General features: G+C 67.8%; 14 protein-coding genes. 9 read left to right on the top strand and 5 right to left on the bottom strand.

Translation table 11 applies throughout. From position 1 onward, the window contains the following. Positions 1 to 151: 151 nt before the first annotated feature. The 3 genes from ACE3O8_RS03695 to ACE3O8_RS03685 all read left to right on the top strand — a co-directional run bounded on the left by ACE3O8_RS03695 (position 152) and on the right by ACE3O8_RS03685 (position 2,104). Complete coding sequence (locus ACE3O8_RS03695) at positions 152 to 478, top strand: UrcA family protein (protein ID WP_374386903.1); 327 nt, start codon at positions 152 to 154, stop codon at positions 476 to 478. A 138-nt stretch (positions 479 to 616) separates the two neighbouring features. Beyond that, on the top strand, positions 617 to 1,915 hold the full coding sequence (locus ACE3O8_RS03690; protein WP_374386901.1) for a cytochrome P450: 1,299 nt from the start codon (positions 617 to 619) through the stop codon (positions 1,913 to 1,915). A 9-nt stretch (positions 1,916 to 1,924) separates the two neighbouring features. Beyond that, complete coding sequence (locus tag ACE3O8_RS03685; protein WP_374386899.1) at positions 1,925 to 2,104, top strand: rubredoxin; 180 nt, start codon at positions 1,925 to 1,927, stop codon at positions 2,102 to 2,104. Between the two features lie 6 nt (positions 2,105 to 2,110). Here the strand turns inward: ACE3O8_RS03685 and ACE3O8_RS03680 are convergent, their stop codons facing one another. Further along, positions 2,111 to 3,901: a flavin-containing monooxygenase gene (locus tag ACE3O8_RS03680; protein ID WP_374386898.1), complete on the bottom strand. Its 1,791-nt coding sequence runs from the start codon at positions 3,899 to 3,901 to the stop codon at positions 2,111 to 2,113. Between the two features lie 152 nt (positions 3,902 to 4,053). On the opposite strand from ACE3O8_RS03680, the gene ACE3O8_RS03675 reads away from it, so the two are divergent. Further along, on the top strand, positions 4,054 to 4,377 hold the full coding sequence (locus ACE3O8_RS03675) for a hypothetical protein (protein ID WP_374386896.1): 324 nt from the start codon (positions 4,054 to 4,056) through the stop codon (positions 4,375 to 4,377). A 74-nt stretch (positions 4,378 to 4,451) separates the two neighbouring features. Here the strand turns inward: ACE3O8_RS03675 and ACE3O8_RS03670 are convergent, their stop codons facing one another. Beyond that, positions 4,452 to 5,564, bottom strand: coding sequence for an anhydro-N-acetylmuramic acid kinase (locus tag ACE3O8_RS03670; RefSeq protein WP_374386894.1), 1,113 nt, complete (start codon positions 5,562 to 5,564; stop codon positions 4,452 to 4,454). 25 nt (positions 5,565 to 5,589) lie between these two features. Here ACE3O8_RS03670 and tyrS point away from each other — a divergent pair, with 25 nt between their 5' ends. Next, on the top strand, positions 5,590 to 6,804 hold the full coding sequence (tyrS, locus tag ACE3O8_RS03665) for a tyrosine--tRNA ligase (RefSeq protein WP_374386892.1): 1,215 nt from the start codon (positions 5,590 to 5,592) through the stop codon (positions 6,802 to 6,804). Here tyrS and ACE3O8_RS03660 read toward each other — a convergent pair. Both ACE3O8_RS03660 and ACE3O8_RS03655 read right to left on the bottom strand, forming a co-directional pair. After that, entirely contained in the window at positions 6,794 to 7,216 is a 423-nt protein-coding gene (locus ACE3O8_RS03660) for a vgr related protein (RefSeq protein ID WP_374386889.1), read from the bottom strand. The genes tyrS and ACE3O8_RS03660 overlap by 11 nt on opposite strands. A 55-nt stretch (positions 7,217 to 7,271) precedes the next feature. Then, positions 7,272 to 7,736 (bottom strand): copper chaperone PCu(A)C, encoded by a 465-nt coding sequence (locus ACE3O8_RS03655; protein WP_374386887.1) that lies wholly within the window; start codon positions 7,734 to 7,736, stop codon positions 7,272 to 7,274. Positions 7,737 to 7,971: 235 nt separating this feature from the next. Here ACE3O8_RS03655 and dnaK point away from each other — a divergent pair, with 235 nt between their 5' ends. The 3 genes from dnaK (at position 7,972) to ACE3O8_RS03640 (ending at position 12,656) form a co-directional block, all read left to right on the top strand. Continuing rightward, positions 7,972 to 9,873 carry a molecular chaperone DnaK gene (gene dnaK, locus ACE3O8_RS03650; protein WP_374386885.1) on the top strand — a complete coding sequence of 634 codons (1,902 nt, stop codon included), beginning with the start codon at positions 7,972 to 7,974 and terminating at the stop codon, positions 9,871 to 9,873. A 55-nt stretch (positions 9,874 to 9,928) separates the two neighbouring features. Further along, positions 9,929 to 11,080 (top strand): molecular chaperone DnaJ, encoded by a 1,152-nt coding sequence (gene dnaJ, locus ACE3O8_RS03645; RefSeq protein ID WP_374386883.1) that lies wholly within the window; start codon positions 9,929 to 9,931, stop codon positions 11,078 to 11,080. Between the two features lie 112 nt (positions 11,081 to 11,192). Beyond that, entirely contained in the window at positions 11,193 to 12,656 is a 1,464-nt protein-coding gene (locus ACE3O8_RS03640) for a RyR domain-containing protein (protein ID WP_374386881.1), read from the top strand. Between the two features lie 4 nt (positions 12,657 to 12,660). On the opposite strand, the gene ACE3O8_RS03635 is transcribed toward ACE3O8_RS03640, so the two are convergent. Further along, positions 12,661 to 14,223, bottom strand: a complete 1,563-nt coding sequence (locus ACE3O8_RS03635; protein ID WP_374386879.1) for an AbgT family transporter — start codon at positions 14,221 to 14,223, stop codon at positions 12,661 to 12,663. A 148-nt stretch (positions 14,224 to 14,371) separates the two neighbouring features. Between ACE3O8_RS03635 and ACE3O8_RS03630 the strand changes: the two genes are divergently transcribed. Then, positions 14,372 to 16,213, top strand: coding sequence for an SLC13 family permease (locus ACE3O8_RS03630; RefSeq protein ID WP_374386877.1), 1,842 nt, complete (start codon positions 14,372 to 14,374; stop codon positions 16,211 to 16,213). The last annotated feature ends 227 nt before the right edge of the window (positions 16,214 to 16,440 follow it).

The following is a 16,440-nucleotide window of genomic DNA, read 5'->3' as shown; positions in this document are numbered from 1 at the left end:
GGCGGGGGAAATATTATAAAGATTTTTGTTATAGTTTTGTGACAGCTCGTTGACACATTTCTGACGCAGGCATAGCTTTTCCCCTGAGAGGAAGGGATCGGGAATGCCCCGGAAACGAGGCGGCGGATCCTTCCGGCACAGACGAGGGAGAATGACCGCCATGTTCGCCAAGACCTGCCTCATCCTTGTATCCGCCGCCGCGCTGGCCGTCCCGGCCGTTGCGGCGGACCCTCAGGTGACGCGCGCCGTCCAGTTCACCGACCTGAACCTGGAAAGCGATGCCGGCCGCACCGAACTGCAGCGCCGCCTGGCGCGTGCCGCAAAGTCCATGTGCGATACCAACCCCGTGCTGGAATCCGCCGCCGTCCGCGCCGAGCGGGAGCGGTGCGAGACCGCCACCGCCGCCCAGTTCGAAGGCCAGATCGCAGCCGCCATTCAGGCCAACCGCGCCCGCAGCACGGCCTACGCCAGCAACTGAGGCGCCCGATCGCGCCCCCTGCGACATTTCGCCGGGGGCCGCCCGGCCCGCGAATTGATCAAGGTCAACCCGCGCGCCGCCCCCCGGCATAGCATCCCCCCGGACGCAGGATAAAAATCCGCTTCCGGAGGAGGATCAATGCCAGACACAGCCACCCTGTCGGCGCCGGCCGTCCGCGCGGACCTTGCCGCCACCATCATCGATCCGCGCGCCTATGCCGCCGGCGACCCCGTCGACGCAGCCTTCCGCGCCATCCGCGCCGAAGCCCCGCTCGCCGTCGCGCAGCCGGAAGGCTATGATCCCTTCTGGGTGGTCAGCCGCCACGCCGACATCCTGGCCGTGGAAAAGCAGGCCGACATCTTCCACAACGGCGACCGCTCCACCTTCCTCAGCCCGCGCGAGAGCGAGGCGATGGTGAAGATGATCACCGGCGGCGACCCCAATCTCATCCGCAGCCTCGTCTCGGTCGACGGGCAGGAACACAAGGACCTGCGCGGCATCATCTTCCCCGCCGTCACGCCCCGCGCGCTGAAGGCGATGGAGGCCGACATGCGCGTGATCGCCCGCGAGTTCGTCGATCACATGCTCGCCTTCGGGGGCGAATGCGATTTCGCCGCCGACGTCGCCTTCCTCTATCCGCTGCGCGTCATCATGTCGGTGCTCGGCGTGCCGAAAGAGGATGAGCCCTTCATGCTCCGCCTCACGCAGGAGCTTTTCTCCAGCGCCGATCCGGAGCTGAACCGCGATGGCCGCGAAGTCTCCCCCGCCGAGGCGCTGATGAGCCTGAAGGCGACAGCGGACGAGCTGGAAGCCTATTTCGGCGAGGTGACGCGCAAGTTCCGGGCGAACCCGTCCGATCATGTGAACAGCCTGATCGCCAACGCCACCATCAACGGCGACTATCTGAACCAGCGCCAGCTGATGGGCTATTACATCATCGCGGCGACCGCCGGGCACGACACCACCTCCAACACCACCGGCGGCGCGATGTGGGCGCTCGCCTCGGACGGCGGGATGTTCGATGCGCTGAAGGCCGATCCGGGCCGCATCAATGCCTTCGTGGAGGAATCCATCCGCTGGGTGGTGCCGGTGAAGCACTTCATGCGCACCGCAACCGCCGATACCGAAGTGGCGGGCCAGACCATCCGCGCCGGGGACTGGCTGATGCTCGCCTACCAGTCCGCCAACCGCGACGAAGCGGTGTTCGACGATCCCTTCCGGTTCCGGCTGGATCGCGAACCCAACCGCCAGGTCGCCTTCGGCTATGGCCCGCATGTGTGCCTGGGGCAGCATCTGGCCCGGATGGAAATGCGCATCCTGTGGGAGGAGCTTCTGCCGCGGCTGAAATCCATCCAGCTTTCAGGCACGCCGGAACGCACCATCTCCAACTTCGTGTGCGGGCCCAAGCATGTGCCCGTGCGCTTCCGCCCGAACTGAGCGCGGGCGATGGAGACCCCCTACAGGCTGTGGCGCTGCGCCAACTGCGGCTTCGAATATGACGAGGCGCAGGGCTGGCCCGACGACGGCATTCCCCCCGGCACCCGCTGGGCGGACGTGCCGGAGGACTGGTACTGCCCCACCTGCGGCAGCGAAAAGCGCGACTTCGACATGGTGGCGGCGGGCTGAGCCCGCTCAGCCGATCGCCAGCCCGCTGAACTCGCCGGATTTCCGCCAGTCGTCGATATAGCGGAACCAGGCGACGGCGCCGGCCGGATAGCCGGCGCCGAACAGGGCGCTTTCGCCATACCCCTTGCCCTCGTTGTTGTAATATCCGGGCGTGCAGTCGGGCGCGGCGCCCGCCATGCTGCCCTGCGCCGTCAGCATCAGCTTCACCCAGTCGGCCTGCGCCTGCGGCTCCGCCTCCACGCGCGTCGCACCGGTCTTCCGCGCATGGGAAATGATGGCGGCGATGGTGTCGCCATGGTCCGTCCAGTTGTGCGGCACGTTGATCACGAAATTCCCCGCCTGCGCGAACTGCACGATGAAGGCGTTGGGGAAGCCCGCCACATGCAGGCCGTGGAAGGTCTTCATGCCGTCGGCCCAGGCCTCCGACAGGCGTTGCCCGCCCACGCCTTCCAGGTCGAAGCCGGCGCGGCGTTCATGCGCGGTGCCCACCTCGAAGCCAGAGGCATAGATGATGCAGTCCACCTCCAGATGCGTGCCGTTCACCCACAGGCCCGTTTCGTCGATCCGCTCGACGCCCTTGCCGTCGGTGTCGATCAGGTGCGTGTTGGGCCGGTTGAACGCCTGCAGATAGGCGTCGTGGAAGCAGGGGCGCTTGCACAGCTGGCGATACCAGGCCTGCAGCTTCGCCGCCGTGTCCGGATCCTCCACCAGCGCGGCGGCGCGGGCGCGGATCTCAGACATCTTCTCGATATCGGCATCCTCATAGGCGGCCAGCATCCCGTCCGGCGTCATCTGTTCGGGGGGAAGGCCCATGATGCGGGCGCGGATCCGCTTCGTCAGGTCGGTCCAGCCGTCCTGCACCAGGTCTTCCGACGGCGCCGGCCCCATGCCCACATTCTGCGCGAAATTCGCCAGCCAGCGCTTCTGCCAGCCGGGCGTCGCAACCTCCGCGAACCAGTCCGCCGGGATCGGCGCATTGGCCCGCACATCCACGGACGAAGGCGTGCGCTGCACCACATAGAGCGTGCCGGCATCGCGGGCGAGATGGGGCACGCACTGCACCGCAGTCGCCCCCGTGCCGATGATCGCCACCCGTTTTCCGGCCAGCTTCGTCATCGGCGCGCCATGGGTGTCGCCGCCGGTATAGTCATAATCCCAACGGCTGGTGTGGAAGCTGTGGCCCCGGAAGCTCTCCAGGCCGGGAATGCCGGGCAGCTTCGGCACATGCAGCGGCCCGGTGCCCATGCCCACATAATCGGCGGTGAAGCTGTCGCCCCGGTCCGTCTCGATCCGCCACACGCCCCGGTCCTCGTCCCAGGCCATCCGCGTCACGCGGGTATGGAACAGCGCCTTGTCGTACAGGCCGAAGGTGCGGCCGATCCGGCGCGACTGCTCCAGGATCTCCGGCGCGTGGGCATATTTCTCCGTCGGCACATGCCCCGTTTCCTCCAGCAGCGGCAGATAGATCATGGAGGCCGTGTCGCACTGCGCGCCCGGATAGCGGTTCCAGTACCAGGTGCCGCCGAAATCGCCCGCCTTGTCGATGATGCGCACATCGCGGATGCCCGCCTCGGCCAGCCGCGCGCCCACGCACAGCCCGGCAAAGCCGCCGCCCACCATGGCGAAGGTCACATGGTCGGTCACCGGCGCCCGCTCGGTCCGGGGGGTATAGGGGTCCTCCAGCAGCTGGTCGAAATGGCCGGCCATCTCCAGATACTGGTCGTTGCCGTCCGGCCTCAGCCGCTTGTCGCGCTCGGCCCGGTACCGCGCCAGAACGGCGCCCTTGTCGATCTGCATGTTCCTCTCCCTCGGGCGCAAAGGCTAACCCAGCCGGCCACCGCCGGAAGCTGGCAGTTTGCGGGAGAGCCGGGGCCGAAGCCCCCCCGCCACGCGTGAATCGACCCCGGAAATATGGTAGGAAGAGCCTCTGCGACATGCAGGAGGGCGTGATGGCGAGCGACAGAAGCGGCTCAGGCTTCAGGAACGACCCCCGGCGACTGTTCCTGACCGAAATCCACGAAGCCGGCATCGGCAGCCGGGTCATCGGCTATGCGGTCAGCGAACGCGTCGCCTTCATCCCGGCGAACATGGCGGAGCCGGAAATCATGACCAGCACCGTGCTTGAAGGGCTGGAAAGCCTGTTCGACACCGGCAATTCGCAGGGCGTGGTCATGCGAAGCCTCTGCCTCCCGTCCGAACAGGATCCGGGCGGCCGCGGCTTCGTCATCACCAGCCTGTCGGGCCATTTCGCCCACAGCCCGGACGACGACTGACCGCACCGGCGGTCGTTCTGCAATTGACCGCATCTGCGGCAATTCTGAACTTGACCGCATCCGCGGTCGGGGGGTCACACAGCCAGCCTGCCGCCCGTCACCGGCCGGGGCACGCCGGTCGTTTCCGGCCAGCTCAGCGGCAGGCCCTTCAGGTGCCGCACCGCCAGCCAGGCGAAGGCCTGCGCCTCCAGCGCGTCGCCATGCCAGCCCTCCGCCTCAACGGGATCGGCCGGCACGCCGGTCCGGCCTGCGATCATGCGCATCAGCACCGGATTGTGCCGCCCGCCCCCCGTCACCAGCAGCCGCTTCAGCCGCACCGACAGCCCGCCAAGCGCCTGCGCCACCGTTTCCGCCGTGAAGGCCGTCAGCGTCGCCGCGCCGTCCGCCGCCGAAAGCGCCCCGGCCGCCCGAATCGAGAAATCCGCCCGGTCGAAGGATTTCGGCCCCGAACCACCCAGGCCTGAGGGGCCGGGGCCAGCCGCCGCCGCCAGCTGCGCCAGCACATCGGCATCCACCCGCCCCGCCGCCGCCAGCGCCCCGCGCGCATCGAAGCGCGCGCCGGTATGCCGCTGCACCCAGTCGTCGATCAGGCCGTTGCCCGGCCCGGTGTCGAACGCGCCCCAGCCGCCCGCCTCGTCGAACCAGGTCAGGTTGCCGACGCCCCCCAGGTTCAGGATGCCCACAGGCCGGTCCACATTCGATGCCAGCGCCCGGTGATAGCCCGGCGCCAGCGGCGCGCCCTCGCCGCCGGCGGCCACGTCGGCGCTGCGGAAATCATGCACCACCGGCCGCCCCGTCAGCCGCGCCAGCAGCGAGGCATCCCCGATCTGCCAGGTGAAGGGCGCGGGATGGCCCGAACTGGGCGGCCGGTGCGCCACCGTCTGCCCGTGAAAGCCGATCAGTGCCGCCGTTTCCTGCCCGGCAAGTCCCGCGACCGCCTCGGCATGCGCCAGCGTCAGCACCCGCTCGGCCTCGGCGATCATCGGGTCATGCGCCGGGGCGGGCATCTCCAGCGCGCGCGCGGCGGCGCGGCGGATCAAGTCCCGCTCGGCGTCGGAATAGGGCCGGTCGTGCGCGGAAATCCCGCGCACATGCCCCTCTCCGTCCGTTTCGATCAGCGCCGCATCCACGGCGTCCACCGACGTGCCAGACATCAGCCCGATGACGAGATGCTTTTCAGACCCCATGCTTTGCGCCTAGAGCGGCCCCGCCATGACCTACAAGAGCGAATTTCTGCAGACCCTGGAACGCCGGGGCTACATCCACCAGCTGACGGACGCGGACGCCATCGACGCCCGCGCCGCGAAGCCGGGGCTCATCGCCTATGTGGGCTTCGATCTCACCGGCCCGTCGCTCCATATCGGTCACCTGATGTCGATCATGATGCTGCGCCGGCTGCAGCAGCATGGCGGAAAGCCCATCGCGCTGATGGGCGGCGGCACCACCAAGGTGGGCGACCCCTCCGGCAAGGACAGCCAGCGCCAGATGCTGGACCAGGCCACCATCGATGCCAACAAGGCCTCGATCCGGCGGGTGTTCGAACGCTTCCTCACATTCGGCGACGGCCCGTCGGACGCCGTCATGGCCGACAATGCCGATTGGCTGGAGAAGCTGAACTACATCGATTTCCTGCGCGATTACGGCCGCCATTTCAGCGTGAACCGCATGCTGACGATGGATTCCGTGCGTCTCAGGCTGGAACGGGATCAGCCGCTCTCCTTCATCGAGTTCAACTACATGGTGCTGCAGAGCTACGACTTCGTCGAGCTGAACCGACGCTATGGCTGCGTCATGCAGATGGGCGGCTCCGACCAGTGGGGCAACATCACCCAGGGGATCGATCTCGGCCGCCGCGTGTCCGGCGCGGACCTCTACGGCCTCACCACCCCGCTCATCACCAACGCCGACGGCTCCAAGATGGGCAAGACGGCGGGCGGCGCTGTCTGGCTCAACCGCGAACAGCTGCCCGATTGGGATTACTGGCAGTTCTGGCGCAACGTGGACGACCGCGATGTCGGCAAGTTCCTGCGCCTGTTCACCGACATGCCCGATGCCGAGATCGCCCGGCTGGAAGCACTTGAGGGCGCCGAGATCAACGACGCCAAGATCGCGCTCGCCAACGCTGCGACAACACTTTGCCGGGGCGCCGAAGCCGCCGCCGCGGCCGAGGCCACCGCGCGCGCCACCTTCGCGGAAGGCGGCGCGGGCGAGGCCCTGCCCAGCTTCGCGGTTCCTGCCCCCGTCGCGCTCGTCGATGCCCTCGTCCTCACCGGCCTCGCCGCCTCGAAGGGCGAAGCGCGGCGCAAGCTGGGGGAAAATGCCGTGCGCATCGATGGCGAACCGGCGTCCGATCCCGCCCTCCTCGTCTCGCCGCCGGCGAAGCTCAGCCTCGGCAAGAAGCGCCACGCCCTGCTGATCAGGCCATAGGGCCCGCTGCAAAGGGCAGCAGCGCCCGATAGGTCTCCAGCGGCGGCCGCCCCGGCAGGCGCAGCCCCTCGCCCAGCAGATAGGCGTCCTTCACGATCTCCGCCTGCTGCTCCAGACCATAGCTGTGGAAGGGCTTGCCCGGCACCAGCGGCAGATAGCGATAGCGGGCAAACGGCGGCCGCCGGAAGATCAGGCTGATGCCCTGCTGATGCTGCCACACATGCGTCAGCTCGTGGATGAAATGCCCGCGCAACGCCGGCCCCTCGGCGGAAAAATCCGCGCTCCACACGTCGCCGTTGGGATGGAACCACAGGTGCCCGTCCGGCGCCATGGTGATCCAGGCGGGCTGCCACATCCACCATTTCAGCCGGTTGATGCGCACAGGCCCCGGATCCAGCGCCGGGCCGAACACCCGGCCCGCCAGCGCCTGCTCGCCCGCCGTCAGCGGCCGGCTCGCGGGCCCGTCCTCAATGCTGGTGCGCGGCAGGCTCGGGGGCCTTCACAGGGGCGTTGGCGGCGCGCGCCTCGGCAATCAGCGTCACCTTCGCCCCCGATTGGAAGCTGAAGGTCAGCGGGATCGTGCCGCCCGGCTTCACATCGGGCGAAAGGCCGAAGATCATCAGGTGATTGCCGCCGGGCGCAAACGTCAGCGCCCCTTTGGCAGGCACCGCAAAGCTCTTTTCCGCGCGCATCTTCATGATGCCGCCCTCGTTCACCATGCTGTGCATCTCGATCCGCTCCGCCCGGGGCGATGTCACGCCCACCAGCGCATCGGCCTTCGCGGTGCCATGGATCAGGAAGAAGCCGCCGGCCGGCCGGCCGGACACGGCGGGAAGCCGCACCCAGGCGTCCTGCACATGCGGGGCCGGCGACTGGGCCACCGCTGCGGCAGGCGCCAGCAGCAGGGCGGAAACGGCAAGCGTGCGCAACATGGTCGAACCTTTCCCGGTCTAGGCTGGGGCGATGCTCTACCCCTTCGGCCCCGGCCGCTGCAACAGCCGGCCTTTCACCCAGATGAACGGCGGGGAAAAAGCACTGCGACACCATTGATGCCGGAAATCCCCCCCCTATATCCCGCGAGGAAAGGCTGCCTTCGGGCGCCCCAACAAAATCTCACGGAAAGATGCGCCAGGGGGCTTCTCCGGCGCAAGACAGGCAAGGAAGACTATGGCGAAGGTTATCGGGATCGACCTCGGCACCACCAACAGCTGCGTGGCAGTGATGGAGGGTGCGACGCCCAAGGTGATCGAAAATGCGGAAGGCGCGCGCACGACCCCGTCGCAGGTCGCCTTCGCGAAGGACGGCGAGCGTCTGGTGGGCCAGCCCGCCAAGCGGCAGGCTGTCACCAACCCGGAAAACACCGTGTTCGCGGTGAAGCGCCTGATCGGCCGCCGGTTCGACGATCCGATGACCCAGAAGGACATGGGCCTCGTTCCCTACAAGATCGTGAAGGGCGCGAACGGCGACGCCTGGGTCAACGCCGGCGGCAAGGATTACAGCCCGTCGCAGATTTCCGCCTTCATCCTGCAGAAGATGAAGGAAACGGCGGAGGCCTATCTGGGCGAAACCGTCACCCAGGCGGTCATCACCGTTCCCGCCTATTTCAACGACGCCCAGCGTCAGGCCACCAAGGATGCCGGCCAGATCGCCGGCCTTGAAGTGCTGCGCATCATCAACGAGCCGACCGCCGCGGCGCTCGCCTATGGCCTCGACAAGAGCACGTCGGCCCACACCATCGCCGTCTATGACCTCGGCGGCGGCACCTTCGACGTGTCGATCCTGGAACTGGGCGACGGCGTGTTCGAAGTGAAGTCGACGAGCGGGGACACCTTCCTCGGCGGCGAGGATTTCGATGCGAAGCTGGTGGAATTCCTGGCCGACGCCTTCCGGAAGGACGAAGGCATCGACCTGCGCAACGACCGGCTGGCGCTGCAACGCCTGAAGGAAGCGGCGGAAAAGGCGAAGATCGAGCTCAGCTCGTCGGCCAGCACGGAAGTGAACCTGCCCTTCATCACGGCCGACGCGACCGGCCCGAAGCACCTGGTGAAGACGATCTCGCGCGCCGATCTCGAAAAGCTGGTGATCGATCTCATCGAACGCACCCGCAAGCCCTGCGTCGACGCGATGAACGAAGCCGGCGTGAAGGCGTCGGAAATCAACGAGGTCATCCTCGTCGGCGGCATGACCCGCATGCCCCGCGTGCGCCAGTTCGTGAAGGACCTGTTCGGCAAGGAGCCCAACACCTCGGTCAACCCGGATGAAGTGGTCGCCATGGGCGCCGCCATCCAGGCCGGCGTGCTGCAGGGCGATGTGAAGGACGTGCTGCTGCTGGATGTCACCCCGCTGAGCCTCGGCATCGAGACGCTGGGCGGCGTGTTCACCCGCATGATCGACCGCAACACCACCATCCCCACCAAGAAGTCGCAGACGTTCAGCACGGCAGACGACAACCAGTCCGCCGTCACGATCCGCGTCTTCCAGGGCGAACGGGAAATGGCGGCCGACAACAAGATTCTCGGCCAGTTCGATCTCGTCGGCATCCCGCCCGCCCCGCGCGGCGTTCCGCAGATCGAAGTCACCTTCGACATCGACGCCAACGGCCTCGTCGCCGTGAACGCGAAGGACAAGGGCACCGGCAAGGAACAGCAGATCCGCATCCAGCCCTCGGGCGGCCTTTCCAAGGACGACATCGAGAAGATGGTGAAGGAAGCGGAGCAGTTCTCCAGCGAGGACAAGAAGCGCCGCGAAGCCGCCGAAGCCCGCAACCAGGCCGACAGTCTCGTCCACGCGACCGAGCGCCAGCTGGCCGAGCATGGCGACAAGGTCGATGCCGAAACGAAGGCCGCGATCGAAACCGCCATCGCAGAGGTGAAGTCCGCGCTGGATTCGGGCGACGCCGACCAGATCAACCAGAAGGCGCAAAATCTGGCGCAGGTGGCGATGAAGCTGGGCGAAGCGGTCTATGCCGCCGAGCAGGCCAAGGCCGAAGGGGCCGCGCCCACCGGCGAACAGCCCGCCGACGACGTGGTCGACGCCGACTTCACCGAAGTCGACGACAGCAAGAAGTAAACATCTGTGGCCGGGGGCTTGACCCCCGGCCCCTTCCTGCGAAGGGCTGGCGCGGATGTACGCGGAAGTCGATTTTTACGAACTGCTCGAGGTCCAGAAGGGCTGCGACGAGGCGACGCTGAAGTCCGCCTATCGCAAGCTCGCCATGCGCTGGCACCCGGACAAGAACCCCGGTGACACCGACGCCGAGGCGCGCTTCAAGGCGATCAGCGAGGCCTATGGCGTGCTGTCCGATCCGCAGAAGCGCGCCGCCTATGATCGCTTCGGCCATGCCGGCGTGCGCGGCCAGCCGGGCGGCGGGGGCGGCAACCCCTTCGGAGACGCCTCGCCCTTCTCCGACATCTTCTCGGACATCTTCGACCAGTTCATGGGCGGCGCGCGCGGCGGCCGCCGAGCCGGGCCGCAGCGCGGCGCCGATGTCCGCTATGATCTCCAGGTCAGCTTCGAGGATGCCTTCCACGGCGCGGAGGCGGACATCTCCCTCGATGTCGCCGTTTCCTGCGACCATTGCGTCGGCACCGGCGCGAAGCCCGGCTCCCGCGTGACGACCTGCAACACCTGCGGCGGCCGCGGCCAGGTGCGCATGCAGAACGGCATGTTCATCGTGGAACGCGCCTGCCCGCAATGCCATGGCTCTGGCCAGGTCATCTCGGACCCGTGCGAACATTGCCACGGCGAAGGCCGGGTGGAACGGCGCAAGCAGCTGAAGGTGAAGATCCCGCGCGGCGTGGACGACGGCACCCGCATCCGCCTCGCCGGCGAGGGCGAAGCCGGCCCCCGAAGCCGCGACGGCGGCGGCGAGAACGGCGACCTCTACATCTTCATCCACATGAAACCGCACCCCATCTGGAAGCGCGACGGCACCACGCTGTTCGCCCAGGTGCCGATGAGCTTCGTGGACGCCGCGCTCGGCGGCGAGATCAGCATCCCCGGCCTCGACAAGCAGGCGGTGGAGGTGAAGATCCCCGCCGGCACCCAAACCGGCCGCCAGTTCCGCGTGCGCGGGCGCGGCATGCCCGCGCTGAACGGCCATGGCATGGGCGATCTGGTCATCCAGGTTGAGCTGGAAACCCCCACGAAGCTGTCCGCCCGCCAGAAGGACCTGCTGGAGGAGTTCCGCGGCCAGGAAAGCCCGCACGAGGCCTGCCCGAAATCGAAGGGCTTCTGGGACCGGCTGAAGGGCGCCTGGGACGAACTGACGGACTGAGCCGCCAACCCGATTGCAACAAAAGGCAACATGTCCCCGCCGGGCCTTGCCTCGCCCTCCTGCGCCATCCATGCTTCCGGCCGGGGTTGCCATGGGGAACAGGTCTCAGCCGATGCGGGGCGCACGAACAGCCGCGACCGGGCCGGTCACATCCGTACCCGCAGATACCGGTTCCACACGGCCGCTTCTGGTCGTCGGCGATCATCCGCTGATCGATGGGGTGGTGGCGGCCGCCGCCCGGCGGCGCACCCATGTCACCTGGATCACGGGCGGCGAAGGCGTCGCGGAAGTCCCCGGGGCGCAGCTCGTCTCCGGCCCGCTCTGCCCCTCCACCGCCCGCGAACATGCCTCCGGCGTGCAGCGCGCCATCGTCGCCTTCACCGATGAAGCCCGGCAGCTCTCCGCCATCGAGGCCCTGCGCGCCGGCGCGCCCGACCTCGCCATCACCGTCAACGCGACGGCTGGCTGGCAGGGCGGGCGCAACATCCGCTTCGGCCCGCTGGCGGGCGTCCGCGTCGTCAGCCAGGTGCAGCTCGCCGTCCGCGACCTGCACTGGCGCAACCCGCCGCCGCTGATCGCGCAGCAGCTCGGCCAATCGCGCGTCCACGCCCTGCTGTTCGGCTTCGGCCGCGGCGGCGACGCCATCCTGTCGGATCTGCTGCTCTGCTCGCTCACGGGCTTTCAGCCCGCCCCGCTCGTCACCATCGTCGATCCTGGCGCAGAGGCGCTTCGGGCCGATCTCGCCCGCCGCTGCCCGGAGCTCGGCCGTTCCGCCGACATCCGCTTCCTCGATCCGGGCGCCGTCGATGACCCGCGACGCCTCCCGGTGGAGGCGCTCCGCCGGGCGCAGGCCGAGGCGCCCTTCACGCTCGCGCATGTCTCGATCGATTCCGATGCCCGCGCCCTGTCGCTGGCCCGCGCCTTCCATGCGCTCGCGGGGCGCGAGCGCTGGGCAATGGGCCCCGTCTGCGTCCGCCTGGCAGGCGGCGCCGGCCTGCCCCGCCTGCCCGTCAGCGGAGAGCCCGCCGAACTGCTGGGCTTCGGCGCCAACGCCGAATTCGCGGAATCGCTGGGGCTGTTCGATCCCGGCAGCGACTATCTCGCCCGGCTGTTCCACCAGGCCTATCGCCGCACCGCGAAGCCCGGCCTGCCCGCCAACCGCCCGTGGGACGAGCTGGACGAGGAATATCGCGAATCCAACCGCCGCCTTCTCGTCCACCTGCCCGCCAAGCTGCTGACGGCGGGCGTCGATCTCGCCGCCTGGCTGCGCATTCCGCTGCCCCGCCCCAACAACATGGGCGGCATCCCGCTTCCGGCGCTCGACGCCCGGCTGCTGGAACAGCTGGCGGAACTGGAACACCGCCGCTGGATGGTCGATCGCCGCCTGTCCGGCTGGCGCCACGGCCCCGCGCGCGACAACGGGGCCCGGCTCCACCCGGATCTGGTCCCCTATGCCGATCTCGACGACTATACGATGGAACTGGACCGCGCGATCGTGCGCGAGGCCTGGGAAACGCTCGGCTCCGCGCGCGGCAGCGGCTTCTTCGCGCAGGGTGCCGAAAAGCGGGCGGGCTAGGCCCTCAGAACCCCCAGGGCAGCCCCAGCAGATACCAGCCCACCAGGATCGCGGTCCAGATCGGCACCATCCACATCGTGTAGGGCAGCATGATCGCGATCACCGTGCCGACGCCCGCGTCCTTCACATATTGCTGGCAGAAGATCACCACGAGCGGGAAATAGCCCATCAGCGGCGTGATCACGTTCATCGGGCTGTCGGCCACCCGATAGGCGGCCAGCACCGTCGCCGGATCGCTCCCCAGCTGGATGAACAGCGGGATGAAGATCGGCGCGAAGATCGCCCATTTCGGAATCGCCCCGGGCATGATCACGTCCAGCAGCAGGATCGCGATTACGAAGCCGATCAGCAGTGTCACGGAACCCAGGTTCGCCGCGACCAGCATGTCGGCCATGTTCACCGCCAGCACGGTGGCGATGTTGGTGAAGCCGAAGAAGGCGAGGAACTGCGCGATCACCAGGAACAGGAACACCAGAGGCCCCATGTTGCGGAAGGTCTGGTCGATCATCCCGATCGCCTGCGAAGCCGAGTTCAGCGTCTTCGCCCCCACGCCATAGGCAATGCCCACGCCCAGGAAGATGATCGCCACCAGCACGATCAGGCCATGCATCAGCGGTGAGTTCGAGATCAGCGAACCGGTTTCGGGGTTGCGGAACACCGCCCCCTCGCCCCAGCTCAGCGCCACGATCGAGGCAAGGATCGCGACCAGCGTCCACCCGGCAAAGCGCAGCCCCCGCGCCTCGGCTTCCTCGCCCGGCCCCGCGTCCTTGGCATCCGCCTCGCTGGTTCCGGCCGCCGCCACCGGCCCGGCCTCGGCCGGATCATATTTGCCCAGGTGCGGCTCCACGAACTTCTCGGTGATCCAGGCGCACAGCGCCGACATGGCGACAAGGCTCACGATGGAAAACCACATGGTCGCCGTCAGATCCAGCGTGGTGCCGGGCTTCACCAGCGCAATGGCGTCGTTGGTGATTTCCGTCAGCGCGCCGTCCAGCGGCGTGATCAGCAGGTTCACCCCGAACACCGCCGAAACGCCCGCAAAGGCCGCCGCGATCCCCGCCAGCGGGTGGCGCCCCAGGCTCATGAAGGCCATCGCGCCCAGCGGGATCAGCACCACATAGCCCGCATCCGCCGCGATGGAGGACAGCCCGCCCAGCAGCACGATCACGAAGGTGATGAAGCGCGCCGGCGTCACCTTCACGATCTTGCGGATCAGCGCCGCGACAAGCCCCGTCTGCTCGGAAACGCCCACGCCGATCATGGCCACAAGGATCATGCCCGTGGCCGTGAAGGCCATGAAATTGTCGACCCAGCTCGTCAGCATGAAGCGCAGGCCTTCGGTGGAAAGCAGGCTCTTCACCTCCACCAGCCGCGTCGTCAGATTGCCGTCGGCATCGGTCGCCTCCAGCGTGACGGAAGATCCCAGCGCCGCCATGATGACCGATGCGACGATCACCACCCCGATCATCACCAGGAAGATCACGGCCGGGTGCGGAACCTTGTTCCCCACCTTCTCGATGCCATCCAGCATCCGGTCCATGAATCCGCGTTTCGCCGCCTCCGCCATGCCCCCAACCTCGCTGCACGCCGTCGCGGTTCATCCGCGCCCGCTTTGGCGGAACAGCACTCCTTTCCGGACTGGCTGTCAAGCGGCTCCAAAGGTTGATTTAACGGCTCCGTTGCCGCAGCGTGCCCGCACTGCAGGGAGACGGCCTTTGAGCGACATCACGATTGTATTCCTGATCATCCTGGGCGCCGTCATCCTGTTCGTGCAGAACCGGCTGCCCGTGGTGATCGTGGCGCTGGCCGTGCCCTTCTCCCTCTACATGTCCAACGTGCTCTCGCTGCAGGAGGTGTTTTCCGGCTTCGGCGATCCCACGATCATCTTCATCGCCTCGCTGTTCGTCGTCTCCGCCGGGCTGGAAGCCGCCGGCGTCACCGCCTGGGTCGGGCAGAAGCTGATCCAGTGGTCCGGAACCGACAGCCGCGCCCGCCTCCTCACCTTCATGATCCTGATCGTCGCGATCCTGACCGCGATGATCAGCGTGAACGGCGCGGTCGCCGCCCTGCTGCCGGTCGTCGTCGTCATGGCGATCCGCACCGGCACCAAGACATCCCAGCTCCTCATGCCGCTGGCCTTCGGGGCGCATTGCGGCTCGATGCTGGCGCTTTCGGGCACCCCCATCTCCGTCATCACCAACGATGCCCTCGCCGACGCGACAGGCGGGGAGACGTTCGCCTTCTTCGAATTCGCATGGGTGGGCGTGCCGCTGGTGATCGGCGGCATCCTCATCATGTATTTCCTCGGGCCAAGGCTGCTGCCCCACACCCAGGGCCCCTCGCTGCCGGGTGACTTTTCCCGCCACGCCAGCACGCTCAGCGAACAATATGCGCTGGAAGGCCGCTTCTTCCGCCTGAAGCTGCGCGCGGATTCCCCCCTTGTCGGCACCCACGCCCGCAACTTCGACCTGTCCGGCTATCCCGGCCTCAGGATCGTCCGCCTGAAGGATGCGGATGGCGCCCCGATGACCCAGGATCAGCCGCTGCTGCCGGGCCAGTCGCTCATGGTGTCCGGCGATCCGGCAACCGTCGCCGCCCTCGCACAGGACAAGGCCCTTGCCCTCATCGGCTCCGCCCGAACCGGAGAGGATGACATCGGCGACGGCCCCGCCATCACCGAGGCCTTCTTCAACCGCGCCTCGGGCCTTGCCGAAGTGATCGTCCCGCCGCGCTCCCGCCTCGTCGGCACCATGGCCTTCCCCGGCATGACGGCCGGCGATGGCGAACTCGTCGTGCTCGCCATTCACCGCGCGGGCGAAGCGCTGCCGCCCGGCGCGCAGAAGCTGGCCGCGGGCGATACGATGCTGGTGCAGGGCGGCTGGGCCGCGCTGGATCGTCACCTGGCCGATCCCGCCGTGCTGGTGGTGGACAGCCCGGCCGTGGTGCGCAAGCAGGCCGTTCCCATGGGCCTCGGCGCAAAGGCCGCGATCCTCATCCTGATCGCCATGGTGGCGATGCTCGCCTTCGATCTGGTGCAGCCTGCCATCGCCGGCCTGATCGCGGCCGCCGCCGTGATCCTCACCGGCCTCTTGAAGGTGGAGGAAGCCTATCGCGCCATCAACTGGACGACGATCATCCTGGTGGGCGCGATGATGCCGCTCTCCACCGCCATGTTCCAGACCGGCGCGGCCCAGCTGCTGGCGGATAACCTGATCAAGGTGCTGGGCGACGCCGGCCCGACGGCGCTTCTCGTCGGCCTGTTCATCATCTCCGCGATCCTGGGGCAGGTGATCTCCAACACGGCGACGGCCCTCATCGTCATCCCCATCGCCGTTCTGGCGGCCAAGGGGCTGGGCGTGAACGTGACCCCGGTTCTGATGAGCGTGAACGTCGCCTGCGCGGCCGCCTTCCTCACGCCCATCGCCACGCCGGTGAACCTGATGGTGATGGGGCCTGCGGGCTACAAGTTCACCGATTACTGGAAGCTGGGCGGCGTGATGATGCTGCTGTTCTTCGTGGTGGCGGTATTCTGGGTGCCGGTCGTCTGGCCCTTCTAGGGCCAGCGGCGGCCGCAATTAACGCGCAGCGTTGACTTGCGGACTCGCCAGAGACCCGGCCGGCGGAATCGGCGATCTCTCTCGCCGATCCGTCCGACGAGTCCGGCTTGGCCGGACCCTTTCTTCCCTTTTGACTTCCCCCCAGCCGGACTCGTGCGGCCAGGCCGCGCGGCCGGCCCTCACCGCACCTTGGCGATCTTCAACCCATCTTCCCGCGCCTTGTCCTG

The organism is Sandaracinobacter sp. (genome assembly GCF_041909755.1).
GTDB lineage: Bacteria > Pseudomonadota > Alphaproteobacteria > Sphingomonadales > Sphingomonadaceae > Sandaracinobacteroides.
This window is presented reverse-complemented; position numbering and strand designations above follow the sequence as displayed.